General features: G+C 64.6%; 19 protein-coding genes. 9 read left to right on the forward strand and 10 right to left on the reverse strand.

The genetic code is table 11. The features are described 5' to 3' along the window. Positions 1-193 (forward strand): hypothetical protein (locus AC1RUR_RS23375; RefSeq protein WP_492848284.1); only part of this gene is annotated, 193 nt, incomplete at its 5' end. 14 nt (positions 194-207) lie between these two features. Here the strand turns inward: AC1RUR_RS23375 and AC1RUR_RS23380 are convergent. Further along, complete coding sequence (locus AC1RUR_RS23380; protein WP_492848286.1) at positions 208-897, reverse strand: GntR family transcriptional regulator; 690 nt, start codon at positions 895-897, stop codon at positions 208-210. Positions 898-1110: 213 nt separating this feature from the next. Between AC1RUR_RS23380 and AC1RUR_RS23385 the strand changes: the two genes are divergently transcribed. The 4 genes from AC1RUR_RS23385 to AC1RUR_RS23400 all read left to right on the forward strand — a co-directional run bounded on the left by AC1RUR_RS23385 (position 1111) and on the right by AC1RUR_RS23400 (position 4991). Further along, positions 1111-1719: a TRAP transporter small permease gene (locus tag AC1RUR_RS23385; RefSeq protein WP_492848288.1), complete on the forward strand. Its 609-nt coding sequence runs from the start codon at positions 1111-1113 to the stop codon at positions 1717-1719. Next, positions 1719-2984, forward strand: coding sequence for a TRAP transporter large permease (locus AC1RUR_RS23390; protein WP_492848290.1), 1266 nt, complete (start codon positions 1719-1721; stop codon positions 2982-2984). Before AC1RUR_RS23385 ends, AC1RUR_RS23390 begins: the two co-directional genes overlap by 1 nt. Positions 2985-3007: 23 nt before the next feature. After that, on the forward strand, positions 3008-3991 hold the full coding sequence (locus tag AC1RUR_RS23395; protein ID WP_492848292.1) for a TRAP transporter substrate-binding protein: 984 nt from the start codon (positions 3008-3010) through the stop codon (positions 3989-3991). Positions 3992-4064: 73 nt separating this feature from the next. Then, on the forward strand, positions 4065-4991 hold the full coding sequence (locus AC1RUR_RS23400; RefSeq protein WP_492848294.1) for a dihydrodipicolinate synthase family protein: 927 nt from the start codon (positions 4065-4067) through the stop codon (positions 4989-4991). Between the two features lie 102 nt (positions 4992-5093). On the opposite strand, the gene AC1RUR_RS23405 is transcribed toward AC1RUR_RS23400, so the two are convergent. From AC1RUR_RS23405 to AC1RUR_RS23420, 4 genes are all read right to left on the reverse strand, one after another. Continuing rightward, positions 5094-6005: a hydroxymethylglutaryl-CoA lyase gene (locus tag AC1RUR_RS23405; protein WP_492848296.1), complete on the reverse strand. Its 912-nt coding sequence runs from the start codon at positions 6003-6005 to the stop codon at positions 5094-5096. A 1-nt stretch (position 6006) separates the two neighbouring features. Then, positions 6007-8010 (reverse strand): acetyl/propionyl/methylcrotonyl-CoA carboxylase subunit alpha, encoded by a 2004-nt coding sequence (locus tag AC1RUR_RS23410; protein ID WP_492848298.1) that lies wholly within the window; start codon positions 8008-8010, stop codon positions 6007-6009. A 4-nt stretch (positions 8011-8014) separates the two neighbouring features. After that, positions 8015-9619, reverse strand: coding sequence for a carboxyl transferase domain-containing protein (locus tag AC1RUR_RS23415; RefSeq protein ID WP_492848300.1), 1605 nt, complete (start codon positions 9617-9619; stop codon positions 8015-8017). Between the two features lie 74 nt (positions 9620-9693). Beyond that, the gene (locus AC1RUR_RS23420) at positions 9694-10866 is read right to left on the reverse strand and encodes an isovaleryl-CoA dehydrogenase (RefSeq protein WP_492848301.1); all 1173 of its coding nucleotides are present in this window, start codon (positions 10864-10866) and stop codon (positions 9694-9696) included. 111 nt (positions 10867-10977) lie between these two features. On the opposite strand from AC1RUR_RS23420, the gene AC1RUR_RS23425 reads away from it, so the two are divergent. Then, complete coding sequence (locus AC1RUR_RS23425) at positions 10978-12006, forward strand: AraC family transcriptional regulator (RefSeq protein ID WP_492848303.1); 1029 nt, start codon at positions 10978-10980, stop codon at positions 12004-12006. Positions 12007-12097: 91 nt separating this feature from the next. Here AC1RUR_RS23425 and AC1RUR_RS23430 read toward each other — a convergent pair whose 3' ends face one another. From AC1RUR_RS23430 to AC1RUR_RS23440, 3 genes are all read right to left on the reverse strand, one after another. After that, on the reverse strand, positions 12098-12394 hold the full coding sequence (locus AC1RUR_RS23430) for a DUF3551 domain-containing protein (protein WP_492848305.1): 297 nt from the start codon (positions 12392-12394) through the stop codon (positions 12098-12100). A 246-nt stretch (positions 12395-12640) separates the two neighbouring features. Next, positions 12641-13132 carry an Lrp/AsnC family transcriptional regulator gene (locus AC1RUR_RS23435; protein ID WP_492848307.1) on the reverse strand — a complete coding sequence of 164 codons (492 nt, stop codon included), beginning with the start codon at positions 13130-13132 and terminating at the stop codon, positions 12641-12643. Between the two features lie 264 nt (positions 13133-13396). Next, positions 13397-13702: an ETC complex I subunit gene (locus AC1RUR_RS23440; protein ID WP_008130348.1), complete on the reverse strand. Its 306-nt coding sequence runs from the start codon at positions 13700-13702 to the stop codon at positions 13397-13399. A gap of 256 nt (positions 13703-13958) precedes the next feature. Here AC1RUR_RS23440 and AC1RUR_RS23445 point away from each other — a divergent pair, with 256 nt between their 5' ends. Next, positions 13959-15131 (forward strand): OpgC domain-containing protein, encoded by a 1173-nt coding sequence (locus AC1RUR_RS23445; protein ID WP_492848310.1) that lies wholly within the window; start codon positions 13959-13961, stop codon positions 15129-15131. Between the two features lie 162 nt (positions 15132-15293). Then, positions 15294-15692 carry a translational machinery protein gene (locus tag AC1RUR_RS23450; RefSeq protein WP_492848313.1) on the forward strand — a complete coding sequence of 133 codons (399 nt, stop codon included), beginning with the start codon at positions 15294-15296 and terminating at the stop codon, positions 15690-15692. Between the two features lie 34 nt (positions 15693-15726). Here AC1RUR_RS23450 and AC1RUR_RS23455 read toward each other — a convergent pair whose 3' ends face one another. Then, positions 15727-15921 carry a hypothetical protein gene (locus AC1RUR_RS23455; protein ID WP_492848315.1) on the reverse strand — a complete coding sequence of 65 codons (195 nt, stop codon included), beginning with the start codon at positions 15919-15921 and terminating at the stop codon, positions 15727-15729. Between the two features lie 226 nt (positions 15922-16147). Between AC1RUR_RS23455 and AC1RUR_RS23460 the strand changes: the two genes are divergently transcribed. Continuing rightward, a complete protein-coding gene (locus AC1RUR_RS23460) occupies positions 16148-16405 on the forward strand; it encodes a hypothetical protein (RefSeq protein ID WP_492848317.1) in 258 nt (85 codons plus the stop codon). A 330-nt stretch (positions 16406-16735) separates the two neighbouring features. On the opposite strand, the gene AC1RUR_RS23465 is transcribed toward AC1RUR_RS23460, so the two are convergent. Continuing rightward, entirely contained in the window at positions 16736-17146 is a 411-nt protein-coding gene (locus tag AC1RUR_RS23465; protein ID WP_492848319.1) for a hypothetical protein, read from the reverse strand. Positions 17147-17288: the final 142 nt, after the last annotated feature.

The following is a 17288-nucleotide window of genomic DNA, read 5'->3' on the forward strand; positions in this document are numbered from 1 at the left end:
GCCTTGCCGCGATGTCCGTGCTGTGGCTCCGTTACAGCTTCGAATGGACGTCAACGCCCATGACGCAGTAGTATTAGACCTGCGGCTGCGCGAAGCGCAGTCGCTGGGCGTAACCCACCTCTTCTGTTTCCGCGGAGACGAACAGCGGTGGATTACGCCGCGCGAACAGCGCTTCGCGCAGTCGCGGGGCTAATCCACCCTACGACGCTACTCGCTCTTCCGCCGCCCCTTCGGGGCGATCGTGCTTCCGGCCACGACCTGCAACAGATCCTTGCGCACGGCCTCGATGTGCCGCTCCAGAAACCGGCAGGCCTCATCGACCTTCTGCGCGCGGCAGAGCTCGATCAGATGGGCGTGCTCCTTCTCCGCAATCCCCATTGCCTTGGTGTTGGAGAGCTGAAGGCGCGTGTAGCGGTCGCTGGTCTGGAGCAATGACAGCACGATCGCGCGGGTGCGTGGCTGCGGGGCGTGCATATAGAGCGCCAGATGGAAGTCGGCGTTGAGCTGGCCCCAATCGCTGACATTCTTGGCCTTGATGGCCTTCTCGAATTGCCTGTGGATGTCGTCGAGCGCGTCGAAATCGTCCGCGGAGAAATACGGCGCCGACTGCGCCAGCAGGCGCGGCTCCAGGATGCGGCGCAGGTCGAACACGTCGTTGATTTCGTCCAGCGACAGCTCGGAGACGATGGCGCCCTTCTGCGGGACGATGCGCACCAGCCCTTCCGCCTCGAGCTGGAATAACGCCTCGCGCACGGGAATGCGGCTGACGCCATAGGCCTCACCGAGCGCATCCTGGCGCAGTTGCGATCCCGCCGGATAGGTGCCGTCGAGGATCGCCTGCCGGAGCTGGTCGACGATCGCAGCCGACAGGGTGCGATGCTTCAGAGGCTGTTTCATCTGACCTTCTGTTGTCCTTCCCGACTCGTCCCGCTCAAGCGGTCCCTCTCTTGCATGTTGCAGGACCCCAGCAAAAGTGAGTGCCCAGCAAACGCGCGTCCTGCCGCCGAAATGACCGCAATCTCCGTTTGACACCCAAAATGTATAAATTATACATTTATCCTTGGCACGAGAAATCTTGCGGGGATTGGGGCTTTTATGATCGAGGGGACGATGCCGAATACGGGTGCGTTCAGCGCCCGGCGGATTGTGATCAGGGCGTCGAGCGCGCTGCTGGCCTTCGAGCGTCTGGCTCTGATGGGCCTGATGTATCTGCTCACCGCATTGATCCTGGTGAACGTCATCACCCGGTACTCGCATTTCCCGATCTATTGGATCGATGAATCCGCTGTCTATTGCGTGGTCTGGCTGACATTCATCGGCGCGTCGGCCATGACGCGGCTGCGTCTCGACTTCGCCGTCACCATGCTGACGGAACGGCTTTCGCCGCAGCACCAGAAGATCGCCAAGGTGATCTCGACCGGCCTCGTCGTCGTGTTCGGAATCGCCCTGATCGTCACCTGCGTGCTCTGGATGGACCCGATCGGCCTCGCACGCGCCGGCTTCGACGGGCGCAAGCTCGCCGCCGAAACCTTCAACTTCCTCTACACCGAGCGCACCCAGACGCTGAACTGGCCGACCTGGGTGCTGTACCTGACGCTGCCGATCTTCGCGGTCTCGATGACCGTGCACGGCCTCGCCAACCTGCTCGAAGATCTCGATCTGGTCCCGCGCACGCCGCCTAGGGGATTTCAGCTCTCCGAGCTCGACGGGGTCAACTGATGATCACCTCGGCAGCCTTCGTCGCGATCATGCTGGTCGGCGTGCCCATCGGCCTCTGCCTGTGCCTCGCCGGCCTCGTCTACATTGCAGCGTCCGGCAATCCCGTGCTGTTCCAGTCCTATCCGCTCCAGCTGTTCGGCGGCGTCGACAGTTACGGCCTGATCGCCATTCCGCTCTTCATCCTGATCGGCGAGATCATGAATGGCGGCGGCATCACGAGGCGCATCGTCGACATGGCAATGGCCTTCGTCGGCTCGCTCAAGGGCGGGCTCGCCTACGTCAACATCCTCGCCAACATGTTCATCTCCTCGATCCTGGGATCCGCGACCGCGCAGGTCGCGATCATGGCCCAGATCATGGTCCCGGAGATGGAGAAGAAGGGTTACGACAAGACGTTTGCGGCGGGACTGACCGCCTATGGCGGCATGCTCGGCCCGATCATTCCGCCGTCGGTGATGTTCGTGGTCTACAGCGTGCTCGCGCAGGTCTCGGTCAGCGACATGCTGATCGCCGGCATCGTGCCGGGCGTCATCCTCACCGTGATGTTCTGCCTCGTCATTGCGCTGATGGGATACGTCTACAACTATCCCCGCGCCGACTATCAGACGCCGCGCCAGCGCGTCATGACGATCCTGCGGACATCGCCGACCCTGCTGATCCCGATCGTCATCGTCGGCACCATCTTGAGCGGACTCGCCAACGCGACGGAATCCGCCGCTGTCGGCGCAGTTGCAGCTGCCCTGGTCGGCAAATACTGGACCAAGGAGTTCGAGTTCTCGCAATTGCCGCAGATGATGCTGCGCAGTGGCATCTATTCGGCGATCGTGCTGTTCCTCGTTGCCGCCGCGGCTGTGTTCTCCTGGGTCCTGATCTTCGGCAAGGTGCCGCAGGAAACCGCGGCCTGGATCCAGACGGCCGCCAAGGACCCGATCAGCTTCATGCTGATCTGCAACGTCATCCTGCTGGTGATCGGCACCGTCATCGACGGCATTCCCGGCCTGATCATGACGGTACCGATCCTGCTGCCGGTCGCAACCGACGTCTACCACATCGACCCCCGGCATTTTGGTGTGGTCGTCGTAATCAATCTCGTGCTCGGCCTGCTGTCGCCGCCGGTCGGGCTCTGCTTCTTCGTCGCGGCCGCCGTCACCGGCGCCAAGCCCGGGAAGATGTTCATGGTGACGCTGCCCTTCTTCGTCATCTCCTGCGTCCTCCTGGTGCTGCTCTCGCTCTACCCGTCGCTCTCGCTGATCCTCGTCAAATAGGCCTTCCAAAAAGGAGCCCGACCATGTCGCTTTCACGTCGCCGCTTTCTCGCAGCCAGTGCCGCCGCATCGGTGTTCGCGCCGTCGCTGGCGCTGGCCCAGGCCAAGGAATTCCGCCTTGGGCTGATCACGCCGAACGGACATTCCTGGAACAAGGCCGCGATCAAATTCGGCGACGAACTCAAGGCCGCCACCAACGGCCGCCTGACACTGACCGTGTTCCACTCGGGCCAGCTCGGCAACGAGCCCGCGATGATGCAGCAATTGCAGTCGGGCGCGCTCGACATGGGCTTCATCCAGGCCGCCGAACTCGGCTCGCGCGTGCCGCACATTGCCGCAATCAACGCGCCCTACATCGTCCGCTCGACGCCGGCGGTCGCGAAATTCGTGCGGCATCCGGCGGCGGTGAAGCTGTTCGAGGTGCTGCCGCAGGAGACCGGAACGATCGGGCTCGGCTGGGGCATCACCGGCATGCGCGCGGTGTTCTCCTCCAAGGACCTGAATTCGCTCGCCGACATCAAGGGCATGAAGCTGCGCATCAACCCGACGCCGGTGTATCGCGATTTCTATTCCTCGCTGGGCGCAGCACCGACCCCGATCCCGACGCCGCAAGTGTTCGACGCGATGGCCAACGGCCAGGTCGACGGCCTCGAGGCCGATCTCGAATTCTCCTGGAACCAGCGCTTCGACAAGGTCTCGAAGGTGATCCTCCAGATGAATGCCGTCTTCATGCCGATGGCCGCGGTGGTCTCGGGCCGGGTCTGGCAGTCGCTGCCCGCCGCCGACCGCGAGCTGATCACCAAGACGATCAAGTCGACGCTGGACGCGCAGATCGACGAGCTCGCCTCCAACGAGCCCGCGCTGGTCGAGAACTTCAAGAACGCGCCGATCCCGATCCGTCAGGTCCCGGCCGGCGACACCGAGGCCGTCATCGCCGAGTTCGACAAGATCTGGCTGCCGAAGGCACCGGTTCTCGCCGAGCTGCGCAAGGTCGGCGCGACGCTCTGATCCCGCCCGCCATCCTCTTTACCACAGCCGGCGGCCCCAGCCCCCCGCCGGCAAATTCACTTGGAGTGAACTCATGAGCCGCCGCGTTTCCTGGGAAGGCGTCTTCCCGGCCGTCACCACCCAATTCCATGACGATCTCTCGCTCGACATCGACGCAACCGCGAAGGTCATGGACGGATTGATCCGTGATGGCGTCTCCGGCCTGATCGTTTGCGGCTCCGTCGGCGAGAACACCTCGCTGGAGCGTAAAGAAAAGGTCGCGATCATGGAGGCGGCCAAATCGGTCGCCGCCGGCCGCGTGCCCGTGCTGTGCGGCATCGCCGAGTTCACCACGGCCTTCGCGGTCGAGACGGCGAAGGAAGCCGCGCGCGTCGGCATCGACGGCGTGATGGTGATGCCGGCGCTGGTCTATTCGTCCAAGCCGCACGAGACCGCCGCGCATTTTCGTGCCGTCGCCACCGCGACGGACCTGCCCGTGATGCTCTACAACAACCCGCCGATCTACAAGAACGACGTCACCCCCGACATCCTGGCCTCGCTTGCCGACGTCGAGACCGTGGTCTGCTTCAAGGATTCCTCCGGCGACACAAGGCGCTTCATCGACACGCGCAACATGGTCGGCGACCGCTTCGTGCTGTTCGCCGGCCTCGACGACGTCATCGTCGAGAGCATCGCCATGGGCGCTGTGGGCTGGGTTTCCGGCATGTCGAACGCCTTCCCGCGTGAGGGCGAGACGCTGTTCCGCCTGGCCAAGGCCGGCCGCTTCGCCGAAGCGATGCCGCTCTACGAATGGTTCATGCCGCTCTTGCATCTCGACGCCCGCCCGGACCTCGTCCAGTGCATCAAGCTGTGCGAGCACATCATGGGCCGCGGCACCGCGCTGACCCGCCCGCCCCGCCTCGCGCTGCTGCCGCAGGAGAAGGCCGAGGTCGAAGCCATGATGGTCAAGGCGCTCAAGAGCCGGCCGCGTCTGCCTGATGTTGGCCTGAAGGCGGCCTGACCGTCTCCGCCGTCATTGCGAGGAGCCCTTGCGACGAAGCAATCCAGACTTTCTCAACGGAAAGATTCTGGATTGCTTCGCTGCGCTCGCAATGACGGAGAATTAGGAAGCCGCCCGCTTCTTCTTCGCATTCAGCGCGGCCGCCACGCGGCTCACGGGCGGCTTGCCCAGCACGCCGCTCATCTCGTTCGTGGCCGCCAGCAGCTTGTCCATGTCGACGCCGGTCCTGATGCCCATGCCTTCGAGCATATAGACGACGTCCTCGGTCGCGACATTGCCGGTCGCGCCCGGCGCGTAGGGACAGCCGCCGAGACCGCCGGCGGCGGCATCGATGACGCGGACGCCCTGCTCCATTCCGGCATAGAGATTGGCGAGCGCCTGTCCATAGGTGTCGTGGAAATGCATCGCGAGCCTGGCAGGCAGAATATTGGCGCTCACCGCGCGCAGCATCTCCTTCGCCTTGACCGGTGTGCCGACGCCGATGGTGTCGCCGAGCGAGATCTCGTAGCAGCCCAGCTCCCACAGCGTGCTGGCGAGATCGGCAACCGCCTTCGGCTTGATCTCACCGTCGAACGGACAGCCCAGCACGCACGAAATGTAGCCGCGCACCTTGACGCCATCAGCTTTGGCGCGCGCCAGCACCGGCTTGAACCGCTCGATGGATTCCGCGACCGTGCAGTTGATGTTGGCGCGTGAAAAACCCTCGGAGGCCGCCGCAAACACGGAGACCACTATCGCACCGGCAGCGCGGGCGGCGTCATAACCTTTCTCGTTCGGCACCAGAACGTGGAATTCGGCGCCCTTGACGTGACTGACGCCGCGCAGCACCTGATCCGAGCTTGCCATCTGGGGGATCGCCTTCGGCGAGACGAAGGCGCCGACCTCGACGGTCGTGAGCCCTGCGGCCACCAGCGCCTCGACAAAGGCGATGCGGGCCTCGACGCTGACCGGCGTCTTCTCGTTCTGCAGGCCGTCGCGCGGCCCCATCTCGATGATGCGGACGGAATCGCTCATCTTACTCTCCGGACGGCTCGACCACGGCGAGCTCGATGCCTTCCTGCACGATGTCGCCCACCTTGCACTTGATCGACTTCAGCACGCCGGCATAGGGCGCCCGCAGCGTCTGCTCCATCTTCATCACTTCAAGGGTCAGGATCGGCGCGCCCTTGTCGAGCGTGGCGCCCTCCTCGGCCAGCACGGCGACGACGGTGCCCGGCAAGGGCGCCGCGATCTTGTCCGCGCCGACCTGCTCCTCGGTCTCACCGCCGAACGGATCGACCCAGTGCAGATCGAAGCGGCCGTTGCGGGTGCGCAAATAGAGCTCATGGCCGTCGATCACGGCCGCGACCTGCGATTTGACGCCATCGAGGGTCAGATCGAAGCCGCCCTCCTTCGCCGTGATCGCAAATGCCAGCTCGCGCTCGCCGATCAGCAGCGTGGACGGGCCGCTGCCATAGTTCAGAGCAATCTTCTGCTCGGGCTCATGACCGACGCGGAAGGCAAAATTACGCTGGCGGCGGCCGACCGGCATCCAGCCAAACGTCTGCCACGGGGAATTCGCCTCTGCCTGCGCGGTCTGCCGCTCCTCGTTCACGATCGCGGCGACCGCGGCGCACAGCTCGAGCTCGCCGGGTGCCGGCGTCGCCTGCGTCAGAATCGCCAGCTCGCGTTCGATGAATCCGGTGTCGATCGCATTCGCCCGCACCTTTTGGTGCGTGATCAACGCCGAGAGGAACGGGATGTTGGTGACGATGCCACGGACGTCGGAGTCCTCGAGCCCGCGGTTGAGCCGCTCGATCGCGACGTCGCGGGTCGGCGCCCAGGCGATCATCTTGGCCAGCATGGCATCGTAGTACGGCGAGACGCTGTCACCCTCGCGATAGCCGGCGTCGATGCGGAGCCCCCCGGTCTCCGCCGGCAACCGCCAGGTCGAGATCCTGCCGACCGACGGCATGAAGTTCTTGGTCGGATTCTCGGCGTAGACGCGCGCCTCGACGGCGTGGCCGTTGAGCTTGATATCCTCCTGCTTCAGCGGCAGCGCCTCGCCGAAGGCGACGCGCAGCTGCCATTCGACGAGGTCGATCCCGGTGATCAGTTCGGTCACGGGATGCTCGACCTGAAGGCGCGTGTTCATCTCGATGAAGAACACGTCCTTGCCGTCGGAGACGAACTCGATGGTGCCGGCGCCGACATAGTTCACGGCGCCCGCCGCCTTTCGCGCGGCGGCGCAGACCGTCTCACGCTGGGCAGGATTGAGCGTCGGCGACGGCGCTTCCTCGATCACCTTCTGGTGCCGGCGTTGCAGCGTGCACTCGCGCTCGAACAGCGACAGCAGATTGCCGTGGCTGTCGCCGATGATCTGCACCTCGATATGGCGGGGGTTGTCGACATATTTCTCGATCAGCATGCGGTCGTCGCCGAACGCGGCCTTGGCCTCGCGCTTGGCGCTGACGATTGCGGGCCCGAGCTCGGCGGCCGAGCGCACGATCCGCATGCCGCGGCCGCCGCCGCCGGCCGAGGCCTTCACCAGGATGGGAAAGCCGACCTTCTCGGCCGCCTTCGCCAGCGTCGCATCGTCCTGCGCATCGCCGTGATAGCCGGGCACCAGCGGCACGCCCGCCTTCTCCATCAGCGCCTTCGAGCCGGATTTAGAGCCCATCGCCGTCATCATCTCGGCGGTCGGGCCGACGAAGACCAGCCCGGCGTCGAGGCAGGCCTGCGCGAATTCGGCATTCTCGGACAGGAAGCCGTAGCCGGGATGCACGGCCTCGGCGCCGGTCTTGCGCGCGGCCTCGATCAGCCGCTCGACGTTGAGATAGCTGTCGCGAGCCCGCGCGGGCCCGAGCAGCACGGCTTCGTCCGCGAGCGCGACATGCATGGCCTCGCGGTCGGCCTCGGAATAGACCGCGACGGTACGCAGGCCCATGGCGCGCGCGGTGCGGATGACGCGGCAGGCGATCTCGCCGCGATTGGCGATCAGGAGGGTGCGAAAACGGCGGTAGAGCTTTGAGCGGTCCATCGCATCACATCCTGAACAGGCCGAATTTGGTGGGTTCGATCGGCGCATTCGACGCCGCCGAGAGTCCGAGGCCGAGCACGAGGCGCGTGTCGGCCGGATCGATCACGCCGTCGTCCCACAGCCGCGCCGTGGCGTAGTAGGGATGCCCCTGGCTGTCATATTGGGCGCGGATAGGTTCGCGGAATTTGTCTTCCTCGTCCTTCGACCAGCTATCGCCCTTGGCCTCGATATTGTCGCGCCGGACCTGGCTCAGCACCATCGAGGCCTGCTCGCCGCCCATCACCGAGATGCGCGCGTTCGGCCACATCCAGAGGAAGCGCGGTGCGTAGGCGCGGCCGCACATGCCGTAATTGCCGGCGCCGTAGGAGCCGCCGATCACCACGGTGAACTTTGGCACCGAGGCGGTCGCAACCGCCGTGACCAGCTTGGCGCCGTCGCGGGCGATGCCGCCGGCCTCGTACTTCTTGCCGACCATGAAGCCGGTGATGTTCTGCAGGAACACCAGCGGAATTCCGCGCTGGCAGCACAGCTCGATGAAATGCGCGCCCTTCAGCGAACTTTCACTGAAGAGAATGCCGTTATTGGCGATGATGCCGACCGGATAGCCCCAGATATGGGCGAAGCCGCACACCAGCGTCGTGCCGTAGAGCTTCTTGAACTCGTCGAACTCGGAGCCGTCGACGACGCGGGCGATGATGTCGCGGACGTCGAACGGCTTGCGGCCATCCACGGGCACCACGCCGTAAATCTCCTCCGCTGCGAACAGCGGATCGCGCGGCGGATGCATGTTGAGGTTCGGCCGCGCCGACGGCTTCAGCGTGCCGACGATCCGGCGTGCAATGCCGATCGCATGGGCGTCGTTCTGGGCGTAATGATCGGTGACGCCCGACTGGCGCGAATGCACGTCGGCGCCGCCGAGCTCCTCCGCGGTCACCACCTCGCCGGTCGCGGCCTTCACCAGCGGCGGGCCGCCGAGGAAGATGGTGCCTTGATTGCGCACGATGATGCTCTCGTCCGACATCGCGGGCACGTAGGCGCCGCCGGCGGTGCAGGAGCCCATCACGATCGCGATCTGCGGGATGCCTTGCGACGACATCTGCGCCTGATTGTAGAAGATGCGGCCGAAGTGGCGCTCGTCCGGGAAGATCTCGTCCTGGAGCGGCAGGAAGGCGCCGCCGGAATCCACCATGTAGACGCAGGGAAGATTGTTCTGGCGCGCCACGTCCTGCGCGCGCAGATGCTTCTTCACCGTCATCGGATAGTATGTGCCGCCCTTGATGGTGGCGTCGTTGGCGACGATGACGCATTCGCGGCCCGCGATGCGCCCCACCCCGGTAACGACGCTCGCCGAATGCACGTCGCCGCCATAGAGGCCGTAAGCCGCGAGCGGCGACAGCTCAAGGAACGAGGTCCCGGGATCGACCAGCAGGTCGACGCGCTCGCGCGCCAGCATCTTGCCGCGCGAGGTGTGGCGGTTGCGCGAGACCTCGCCGCCGCCGCCGGCGACCTGGCTCAGCTTCTCGCGCAAGTCCGCGACGAGACCGCGCATCGCCTCGGAATTGCGCGCAAAGTCGGATGAAGACGGATCGATGCTGGAATGGAGCGGCATGTTGTCCCGCGTTTCTGATGATCTGGTGGGAGGCCGCGGTCAGGTTTGACCGCGGCGGGGGAATTGCGCCGGACCTACGCCGTCTCGGCCATCAGTTCACGGCCGATCAGCATGCGGCGGACCTCGGATGTGCCCGCGCCGATCTCGTAGAGCTTGGCGTCGCGCCAGAGCCGTCCGACCGGGAATTCGCTGGTGTAGCCGACCCCGCCAAGCGCCTGGATCGCCTCGCCCGCCATCCACGTCGCCTTCTCGGCGGAATAGAGGATCGCGGCCGCCGCATCCTTGCGCAGGGTCCGCGCGTGGTCGGCGCGGTCGCAGGCGCGCCCGACCGCATAGACATAGGCGCGCGTCGCCTGCCAGGTCGCGTACATGTCGGCGAGCTTGCCCTGCATCAGCTGGAAGTCGCCGATCGGCTGGCCGAACTGCTTGCGCTCGTGCATGTAGGGCACCACCGCGTCCATGCAGGCCGCCATGATCCCGAGCGGGCCGCCCGACAGCACCGTGCGCTCATAGTCGAGGCCGGACATCAGCACCTTGACGCCCTCGCCCACCTTGCCGAGCACGTTCTCCTCCGGCACCTCGCACTCATCGAAGAACAAGGGATAGGTGTTGGAGCCGCGCATGCCGAGCTTGTCGAGATGCTGGCCGTGGGTGAAGCCCTTGAAGCCCTTCTCGATCAGGAAGGCGGTCATGCCGCGCGGGCCGGCCTCCGGATCGGTCTTGGCGTAGACGACCAGCACGTCGGCATCGCCGCCATTGGTGATCCACATCTTGGAGCCGTTGAGCACGTAGCGGTCGCCGCGCTTGTCGGCGCGCAGCTTCATCGAGACGACGTCGGAGCCGGCACCGGGCTCGGACATCGCGAGCGCGCCGACATAGTCGCCCGAGATCAGCTTCGGCAGATAGCGCTGGCGCTGCGCATCGTTGCCGTTGCGGCGGATCTGGTTGACGCAGAGGTTGGAATGGGCGCCGTAAGACAGCCCCACGGCCGCCGAGCCCCGCGAAACCTCCTCCATGGCAACGATATGGGCGAGGTAGCCCATGTTGGAGCCGCCATATTGCTCCGGCGCGGTCAGGCCGAGCAGGCCGAGGTCGCCGAGGCGCTTCCAGAGGTCCGCCGGAAACAAATTGGCCTTCTCGATCTCGGCGGCACGCGGGGTGATCTCCGCCTCCACGAAGGCGCGGAGCGTGTCGCGCAGCATGCTGATGTCTTCGCCCAGATCGAAATCGATGCTCGGGATGTTCAAGGCGATTCCTCCGTCTTTTGTCGCCCGAACCTAGCGGGGTCAGGGCCCTTCTGCGGTCGAAAAGGTTGCATTTTCCGCCAAACTTGGCGAGGATTTCCTGAGGGATTTCCGATGCCTTTTCAGACCGCAACCGCGCTCCCGCGCCGCGCCGTCACCCCCGCCGCCTTCGTCCGCGGCGTGGTGGCCGCCTATGCGCGATATGGACGGGACCCGGCGGAGGCGTTGCAGCGGGGCCAGGTAGCGCCAGACCTTGTCAATTCTCCGGACGGGCGGATCACGGCCGCCCAGTTCGAGGCGCTGGCGGGCCATGCCATGCGCGAGCTCGACGACGAGGCGCTCGGCTGGTTCTCGCGCCGGCTGCCTTTCGGCACCTATGGCATGCTGTGCCGCGCCTCGATCACGGCACCGACGCTGGAGGTTGCGCTCAAGCGCTGGTGCCGGCATCACCGCCTGCTCACCGAGGACGTGCTGCTCGATCTCGAAATTGGCGATGAAACCGCGATCGTCTCCATCCGGGAGCTGCGCGATCTCGGACCCTTGCGCGAATTCTGCCTGGTCACCCTGCTTCGCTACGTGCTCGGTTTCTCCTGCTGGGCGGTGGATTCCAGGATCGCGCTCCGCGCCGCGGAATTCCCGTACCCCGAGCCCGGCCACGTCTCGGTCTATCCGACCATCTTCTGCCGAACCATCCGCTTCGATGCGAACCGCGCAGCCATTATCTTCGACAAGCATTATCTGTCGCTGCCACTCACGCGCAGCGCGGTCGATCTCGACAACATGCTCAAGGGCGCACTGCGGCTGACCGTGCTGCCCTATCGGCGCGACCGGCTGCTGGTCGAGCGCGTGCGGCGCGTGCTGCGCCATGCGCGCGGACGCAGCCTCGGCGCCGAGGACGTCGCGAGCGAGCTGGCGCTCTCCACCCGCACCATGCACCGGCGCCTGCGCGAGGAAGCAACCTCGCTGCGCGATCTCAAGGAAGAAGCCAAGTTCGAGCTGGCCAAGCAGGAGCTGATGCGCGGCCGCACCCCGATCAAGCGGATCGCGGAGATCGCCGGCTTCCGCAACGAGAAGAGCTTTTCCCGTGCGTTCCGCAGCTGGACCGGTGCCTCGCCGCGCGAGTTTCGCGGAAGATATCGCTGAGGCGCACCGTCACCTGCTCGTCATGAATTAACGGCCCCCGAGATCGCTCTCGGAGGCCGCAATGTCCTGGATCAGGGCGCGATGTCAGGCGTTAGTTTTGCGCGCCCGAACGAACCTTGGCGCGCGACTGCGATTGCGTCTGCTTCGGCTGGAACGCGAGCGCGTCGTTGCTGCTCTTGGCGCCACCAGCCTGCGAGCACGAGCCGCCGATGCCGCCGGCCGCCTGGCGGCAGGCCTCCATCGTCGGATAGCCACAGCCGTGAGCGGCCTGGGCGCCATTGGTGATGCAGTAGTCGTCGGCCTTCGCAGCCGGCGCCGACAGAACAAGAAACGCAGACGCAAACAGGGTCGCAGCAGACGCTGCGATTGTCTTGGAGGTCGATGTCATGATGTCTTTTCCTGCTTAGGGTCCCACAAAAGCATCCCGGCGTGCGACGCAGACCGAGGGTCACACCTTGCATCTAGGCGGCGCGCAGGGACCGACAATCACGGGCTCGCGCATTGCAGGGCTTCGCAAATCACATGTCACAGTTAGGTGAGTTACTAATCTTTTGTGACATTATCCGAATCGTTGTGTTGGGTGCCAAAGGCCCTGCGTTTCGAAATTTCGGCGATCGAGACCGGCCGGCAGCCCCTATCCTGCAGGCGATACCGCGATCTCCTGCAACGGCAGCGGTTCGTCCTTTGCGACGCCCAGCACCGGAAAGCTGCGGACGTTCTTCACATCAGGCATCGCAGCGAAATGCAGCAATTGCTGGCGCATGCTCTCGACGCTTGGCGCAACGCATTTCAGCAGATAATCGGTGTCGCCCGAAATCCGCCAGCACTGCTGGATGCGCGGGATCGCCGATATCGAGCTTTCGAACGCCTCCAGCACCGGCTGGGCCTGGCTGCCGAGCTGGATCGACACGAACGACACCACCTCATAGCCGAGCCGTCGCTCGTCGATGACGGCGCGCACCGCCCGGATCACGCCGCGGCTGAACAGCGATTTCAGCCGCCTCAGGCAATTGGGCGCGGACACGCCGACGCGCAGCGCCAGCTCGTTGTTGCGGATCCGCCCGTCCGCTTGCAGCTCGGAAAGTATCTTCAGATCGACGCCGTCGAGCTGGTCACGCCCGGCCATACCCCAACCTCGTCATGGTCCCGTGATGTCGGGAGCAGCGAAGCATGCGGCGGAATTGGTGCCAAGAGCCATCCCCCGGGCGCGGCGCTATCGGGTTCTCCCCGCCGTCATGGCCGGTCTTGTTGTCCCGGCCATCCACGCTCTTTCACGCGGCCCAAAACGTGGATGCCCGGGCCTTCGCCGCGCCGAAGCGGCTTCGGCCGCGCAGGCGGGACAAGCCCGGGCATGACGAGTACGTCGCAAGAAGTCGGAGCAACCGCCCCCTCAATGCGTCCAGGGCTCGCCGCGCCGGAACGAGAAATTGTCGGCATAGGCGACCGGGCGGCGGATCGAGTCCTGGGGCTCGATCACCTGGTAGGCGATGCCCTTGCGCTCGCAATAGGCCACCGCCTCTTCCTTGCTGTGGAAGCGCAGCGTGATCTGCTGCTTCATGTCGCCGGACGAGGTCCAGCCCATCAGCGGCTCGACCGAACGCGGCTGCTCCGGCTCGTAGTCGAGCTGCCATTCCCGGGTCTTGGACCGGCCGGATTGCATCGCGTTTTTGGCGGGCTTGAAAATGCGTGCGGTCATGGGGTGGTCCGGGCCTTTTTGTCTTTTCGTTCGATTTCGATGCGTCAGGGTGGCAGTTGGTGGAAACCTCAGGGATAGTATAGAGACACCGACCGGGAACTGATCGGTGATTCCGGCCCCCGGTCACCCTCACCGACGGTATAGTCATTATGCTGCACCGTGACAATTCCGTACCCGCTTTCTGCGCCGGGATTCCGCCCGGCGGCACTGCCTCGCCGACATCAGCGTATCTGTCCCCTCCGAAAGCTCCCGTCGCATGGCCTTTCTGAACATCAACGCCACGCTCCCTGAAAAAGGTCGTGACCTCAGGCTCGACCTGTTTCGTGGCGTCGCCAACTGGGCGATCTTCCTCGACCACATCCCCGACAACGTCGTGAACTGGATCACGACGCGCAACTACGGCTTTTCCGATGCGGCCGACCTGTTCGTCTTCATCTCCGGCTACACCGCCTCCTTCGTCTATGCGCGCATGATGCTGGACCGCGGCTTCGTCGTCGGCGCCACGCGCCTGACCAAGCGGGTCTGGCAGCTCTACGTCGCCCACATCATCCTGTTCGTGATCTACATCGCCTCGATCAGCTATCTGGCGCTGCGCTTCGGCGATTCCGAGATGATCAACGAGTTCAACGTCGCGGGCCTCGTCGACAATGCCACCGAGACGCTGCGCCAGGGCCTGTTCCTGCGTTTCAAGCCGCTCAATCTCGACGTGCTGCCGCTCTACATCGTGCTGATGGGCCTGTTCCCGCCGGTGCTGTGGTTCATGTTGCGCAAGCCCGACGTCACGATGGTGCTGTCGATCGTGCTGTGGCTCGCCGCGCGGCATTTCGGCTGGAACCTGAACGCCTATCCGGCGGGACAGTGGTACTTCAACCCGTATTGCTGGCAGGTGCTGTTCGTGTTCGGCGCCTGGTGCGCCATGGGCGGCGCGCGCCGTTCGATGACGCTGATCAACGCGCCGGTCACGCTGTGGCTGTGCCTGGGCTATCTCCTGTTCGCACTGGTCATGACCATGGCCGGCCGCTTTCCGAGCCTCGGCGGCCTGTTCCCGGAATGGCTGTTCTCGGCCTTCAACCCGAACGACAAGACCAACCTTGCGCCCTACCGCTTCATCCATTTCGTCGTGATCGTGATCCTGGTGATCCGCTTCGTGCCGAAGGAATGGCCGGGCCTGGAATGGAAGGTATTCGATCCCCTGATCGTCTGCGGTCAGCAATCGCTCGCGGTGTTCTGCGTCGGCGTGTTCCTGTCTTTCGTCGGCCATTTCGAGCTGTCGATGAGCTCGGGCTCGCTGCTCGCTCAGCTCTTCGTCAGCATCGCCGGCATCGCGATCATGACGACGGTGGCCTATTACATCTCGTGGTCGAAGAAGCAGGACAAGCCGCTGAAGCCCCCGCCGCCCAAGCCCTCGGCTGCGGCGAAGGCAGCCTGAGCCCGGAACGTCCGCTCGTCCAGGGGCGTCGGTCCTCTGTCGGTTCGCCCGCGATCGAATTGACCTGCGTCAACCAGGGCCGGCGCCGGCCGACCTAGTGTCGCGGCGACTCGCGTCGCCGCACCAATGTCGGCGGCTTCCTCCCGGACAAGGCCAAGGCACATGCCCTCTCATTTTCACGCGATTGTATGGATCGACCATTCGCAGGCCCGGATCTTCCATCTCGGCCTGAGCGGTTCCGACGAAATCACGTTGCACCCGCATCTGGCGACGCGTCATCTCCATCACAAGGCCAATGCGATCGGCAGCGGCCATGCCGCGCCCGACAAGACGTTCTACGCTGAGGTGACCAAAGCCCTCGCCGGTGCCGGCGAAGTCCTGATCATCGGACCGGCGAGCGCCAAGACCGAGCTGGCCAGCCACATTCGCGACCACGCTCCCGATGTCGCCAAGCGGATCGTCGCGGTGGAAGCGGCCGATCACCCCTCCGACAACGAGATCGTCGCCTACGCGAAACGTCACTTCAAAATGCCGCTGCCGCGCGTGCAGGCCCCCACCTGAAAGCGGGGTGACGATCTATCCCGATCGCACTGCCTCAGGCCGCCGCTTCGGCGTCGAACTCGGTGAACTTCTTGTAGATCCAGTCGCGGCCGTCGTGTCGGCGCCAGACCTTGCCGTAAACGAGCTGCCCGTTGATCGAGCGGCGCGGCACGATCACGGTCCAGAGGTGCCAGATTTCTGTCCAGCTCGACTGCGGACTGGCGGTTTTCAAGTTGCGATCGAAAGACATGACGCAAAACTCACAGGATACGCGCGCCGCGACGAACTGTGACCTTGTGTGAGCACGGATTTCAGGCAGCCCATCGCGAGCCGGCATTGTCTGATAACAGCCGTCACAATGGCTGCAACGACCGTTCGCCCTTAACCTAACTGATCAACCTTACCTGTCGTGGAGGGGTGGCCAGACTGGTTGAAAGCCAGCGCCGATTTTTCTACAATGCATGCGTGATTTGAGAATGAGCGCGCCGTTTTGGACGCGCGGCAATTTCTTACTGACGTCGCGTTTTGAACTGACATCGCATTTTGAAAAAAACTTACTGGCTGGGGCGACCACAATGAAATTGCAGTGTGCCTGTCTGCGCTTGGCGGTGCGATCGACGCCGCCGCTCCCGGTCGCCAGGACGTCAGCTCAGGAGCCACCAAGGGCCGCCAACGACAACCAGATGGTCTGGCCGTTCTTGCCGTTTCCGTTCGGCTGGCACGCGTCGAACTGATCGGCCAATTCTGACGAACGTGACGTCTGAACACACGCAACGCCGCGCAAGCGGAATATCATCGCTTGGCGGCGTCCGTTTAGGCATTGGGCGCTGAAATCCCCAACATTCATATGTCTGCGGCGACGGCCAAAGGTTCGATGAAGCTTTGCTGATTCTGCGCCGGCCCGGTCCCCAATCCCTTGAAAGATCGCGCGGAAGTCCCGCTGCGCAGGGAACGATCGCCAAGCCTTCAGGCCAAGGCTTCAGGCTGGATTTTCAGGCGCGGGGCGGCGCAAGCGTTTCAGGACGCAATAGGCCGCTCGGTCTGCGGTGACGATCGCGCCCCGGCTAGACGCCGGCACTTGCGCTGGACGTGCTGTTGGATGCGTTCTTGGCATCGGCACCGAGCGAGCCTTGCGCGTTGTAGGTCTGCCCGGCCTGATTGTCTTGACTACCCTGCGCGCTCACGGACGTCTCGACCTCGGTCGTGCCGTCGGAATAGGTGGTCGTGGTGGTGGTGACACCGTCGATGGTGATGGAGACCTCGCTGACGACGGTCTTGGCCGAGCCGCCGCCGCCCGATCCCGAGCTTCCCCCCGCCGATTGCGACGACGACGTCTCGGACGTCGAGGATGTCGCCGATGTCGATGACGTCGATGATGCCGATGATGCCGCGGTCGCAGATGAGGCCGACGACGTTGCGGTGGACGGGGACGCCGTCACCGCCGCACTGGTTGATGCAATCGCGCTGATCGACATGAAACCCTCGCCTGAAGCTTTCCTTGGGCGCAGCACCGGTTGCGCGCCCTGTCCGCTCCTTCAACGCGCCAGGCCGGCGAAGCAGGCGCTGGTGGCGTGAAAAAGTTCGAACCGACGCGCATTTTCCGGATCGGCGCACAGA

The sequence above is a fragment of the Bradyrhizobium sp. GW821-FHT12B03 genome (assembly GCF_058807535.1).

Excerpts from the sequence above, each read along its gene's own strand:
- AC1RUR_RS23380 (WP_492848286.1), bottom strand. The coding sequence starts at position 897 with ATGAAACAGCCTCTGAAGCATCGCACCCTGTCGGCTGCGATCGTCGAC.
- AC1RUR_RS23385 (WP_492848288.1), top strand. The coding sequence starts at position 1,111 with ATGCCGAATACGGGTGCGTTCAGCGCCCGGCGGATTGTGATCAGGGCG.
- AC1RUR_RS23390 (WP_492848290.1), top strand. The coding sequence starts at position 1,719 with ATGATCACCTCGGCAGCCTTCGTCGCGATCATGCTGGTCGGCGTGCCC.
- AC1RUR_RS23395 (WP_492848292.1), top strand. The coding sequence starts at position 3,008 with ATGTCGCTTTCACGTCGCCGCTTTCTCGCAGCCAGTGCCGCCGCATCG.
- AC1RUR_RS23400 (WP_492848294.1), top strand. The coding sequence starts at position 4,065 with ATGAGCCGCCGCGTTTCCTGGGAAGGCGTCTTCCCGGCCGTCACCACC.
- AC1RUR_RS23405 (WP_492848296.1), bottom strand. The coding sequence starts at position 6,005 with ATGAGCGATTCCGTCCGCATCATCGAGATGGGGCCGCGCGACGGCCTG.
- AC1RUR_RS23410 (WP_492848298.1), bottom strand. The coding sequence starts at position 8,010 with ATGGACCGCTCAAAGCTCTACCGCCGTTTTCGCACCCTCCTGATCGCC.
- AC1RUR_RS23415 (WP_492848300.1), bottom strand. The coding sequence starts at position 9,619 with ATGCCGCTCCATTCCAGCATCGATCCGTCTTCATCCGACTTTGCGCGC.
- AC1RUR_RS23425 (WP_492848303.1), top strand. The coding sequence starts at position 10,978 with ATGCCTTTTCAGACCGCAACCGCGCTCCCGCGCCGCGCCGTCACCCCC.
- AC1RUR_RS23430 (WP_492848305.1), bottom strand. The coding sequence starts at position 12,394 with ATGACATCGACCTCCAAGACAATCGCAGCGTCTGCTGCGACCCTGTTT.
- AC1RUR_RS23435 (WP_492848307.1), bottom strand. The coding sequence starts at position 13,132 with ATGGCCGGGCGTGACCAGCTCGACGGCGTCGATCTGAAGATACTTTCC.
- AC1RUR_RS23440 (WP_008130348.1), bottom strand. The coding sequence starts at position 13,702 with ATGACCGCACGCATTTTCAAGCCCGCCAAAAACGCGATGCAATCCGGC.
- AC1RUR_RS23445 (WP_492848310.1), top strand. The coding sequence starts at position 13,959 with ATGGCCTTTCTGAACATCAACGCCACGCTCCCTGAAAAAGGTCGTGAC.
- AC1RUR_RS23450 (WP_492848313.1), top strand. The coding sequence starts at position 15,294 with ATGCCCTCTCATTTTCACGCGATTGTATGGATCGACCATTCGCAGGCC.
- AC1RUR_RS23455 (WP_492848315.1), bottom strand. The coding sequence starts at position 15,921 with ATGTCTTTCGATCGCAACTTGAAAACCGCCAGTCCGCAGTCGAGCTGG.
- AC1RUR_RS23460 (WP_492848317.1), top strand. The coding sequence starts at position 16,148 with ATGAGCGCGCCGTTTTGGACGCGCGGCAATTTCTTACTGACGTCGCGT.
- AC1RUR_RS23465 (WP_492848319.1), bottom strand. The coding sequence starts at position 17,146 with ATGTCGATCAGCGCGATTGCATCAACCAGTGCGGCGGTGACGGCGTCC.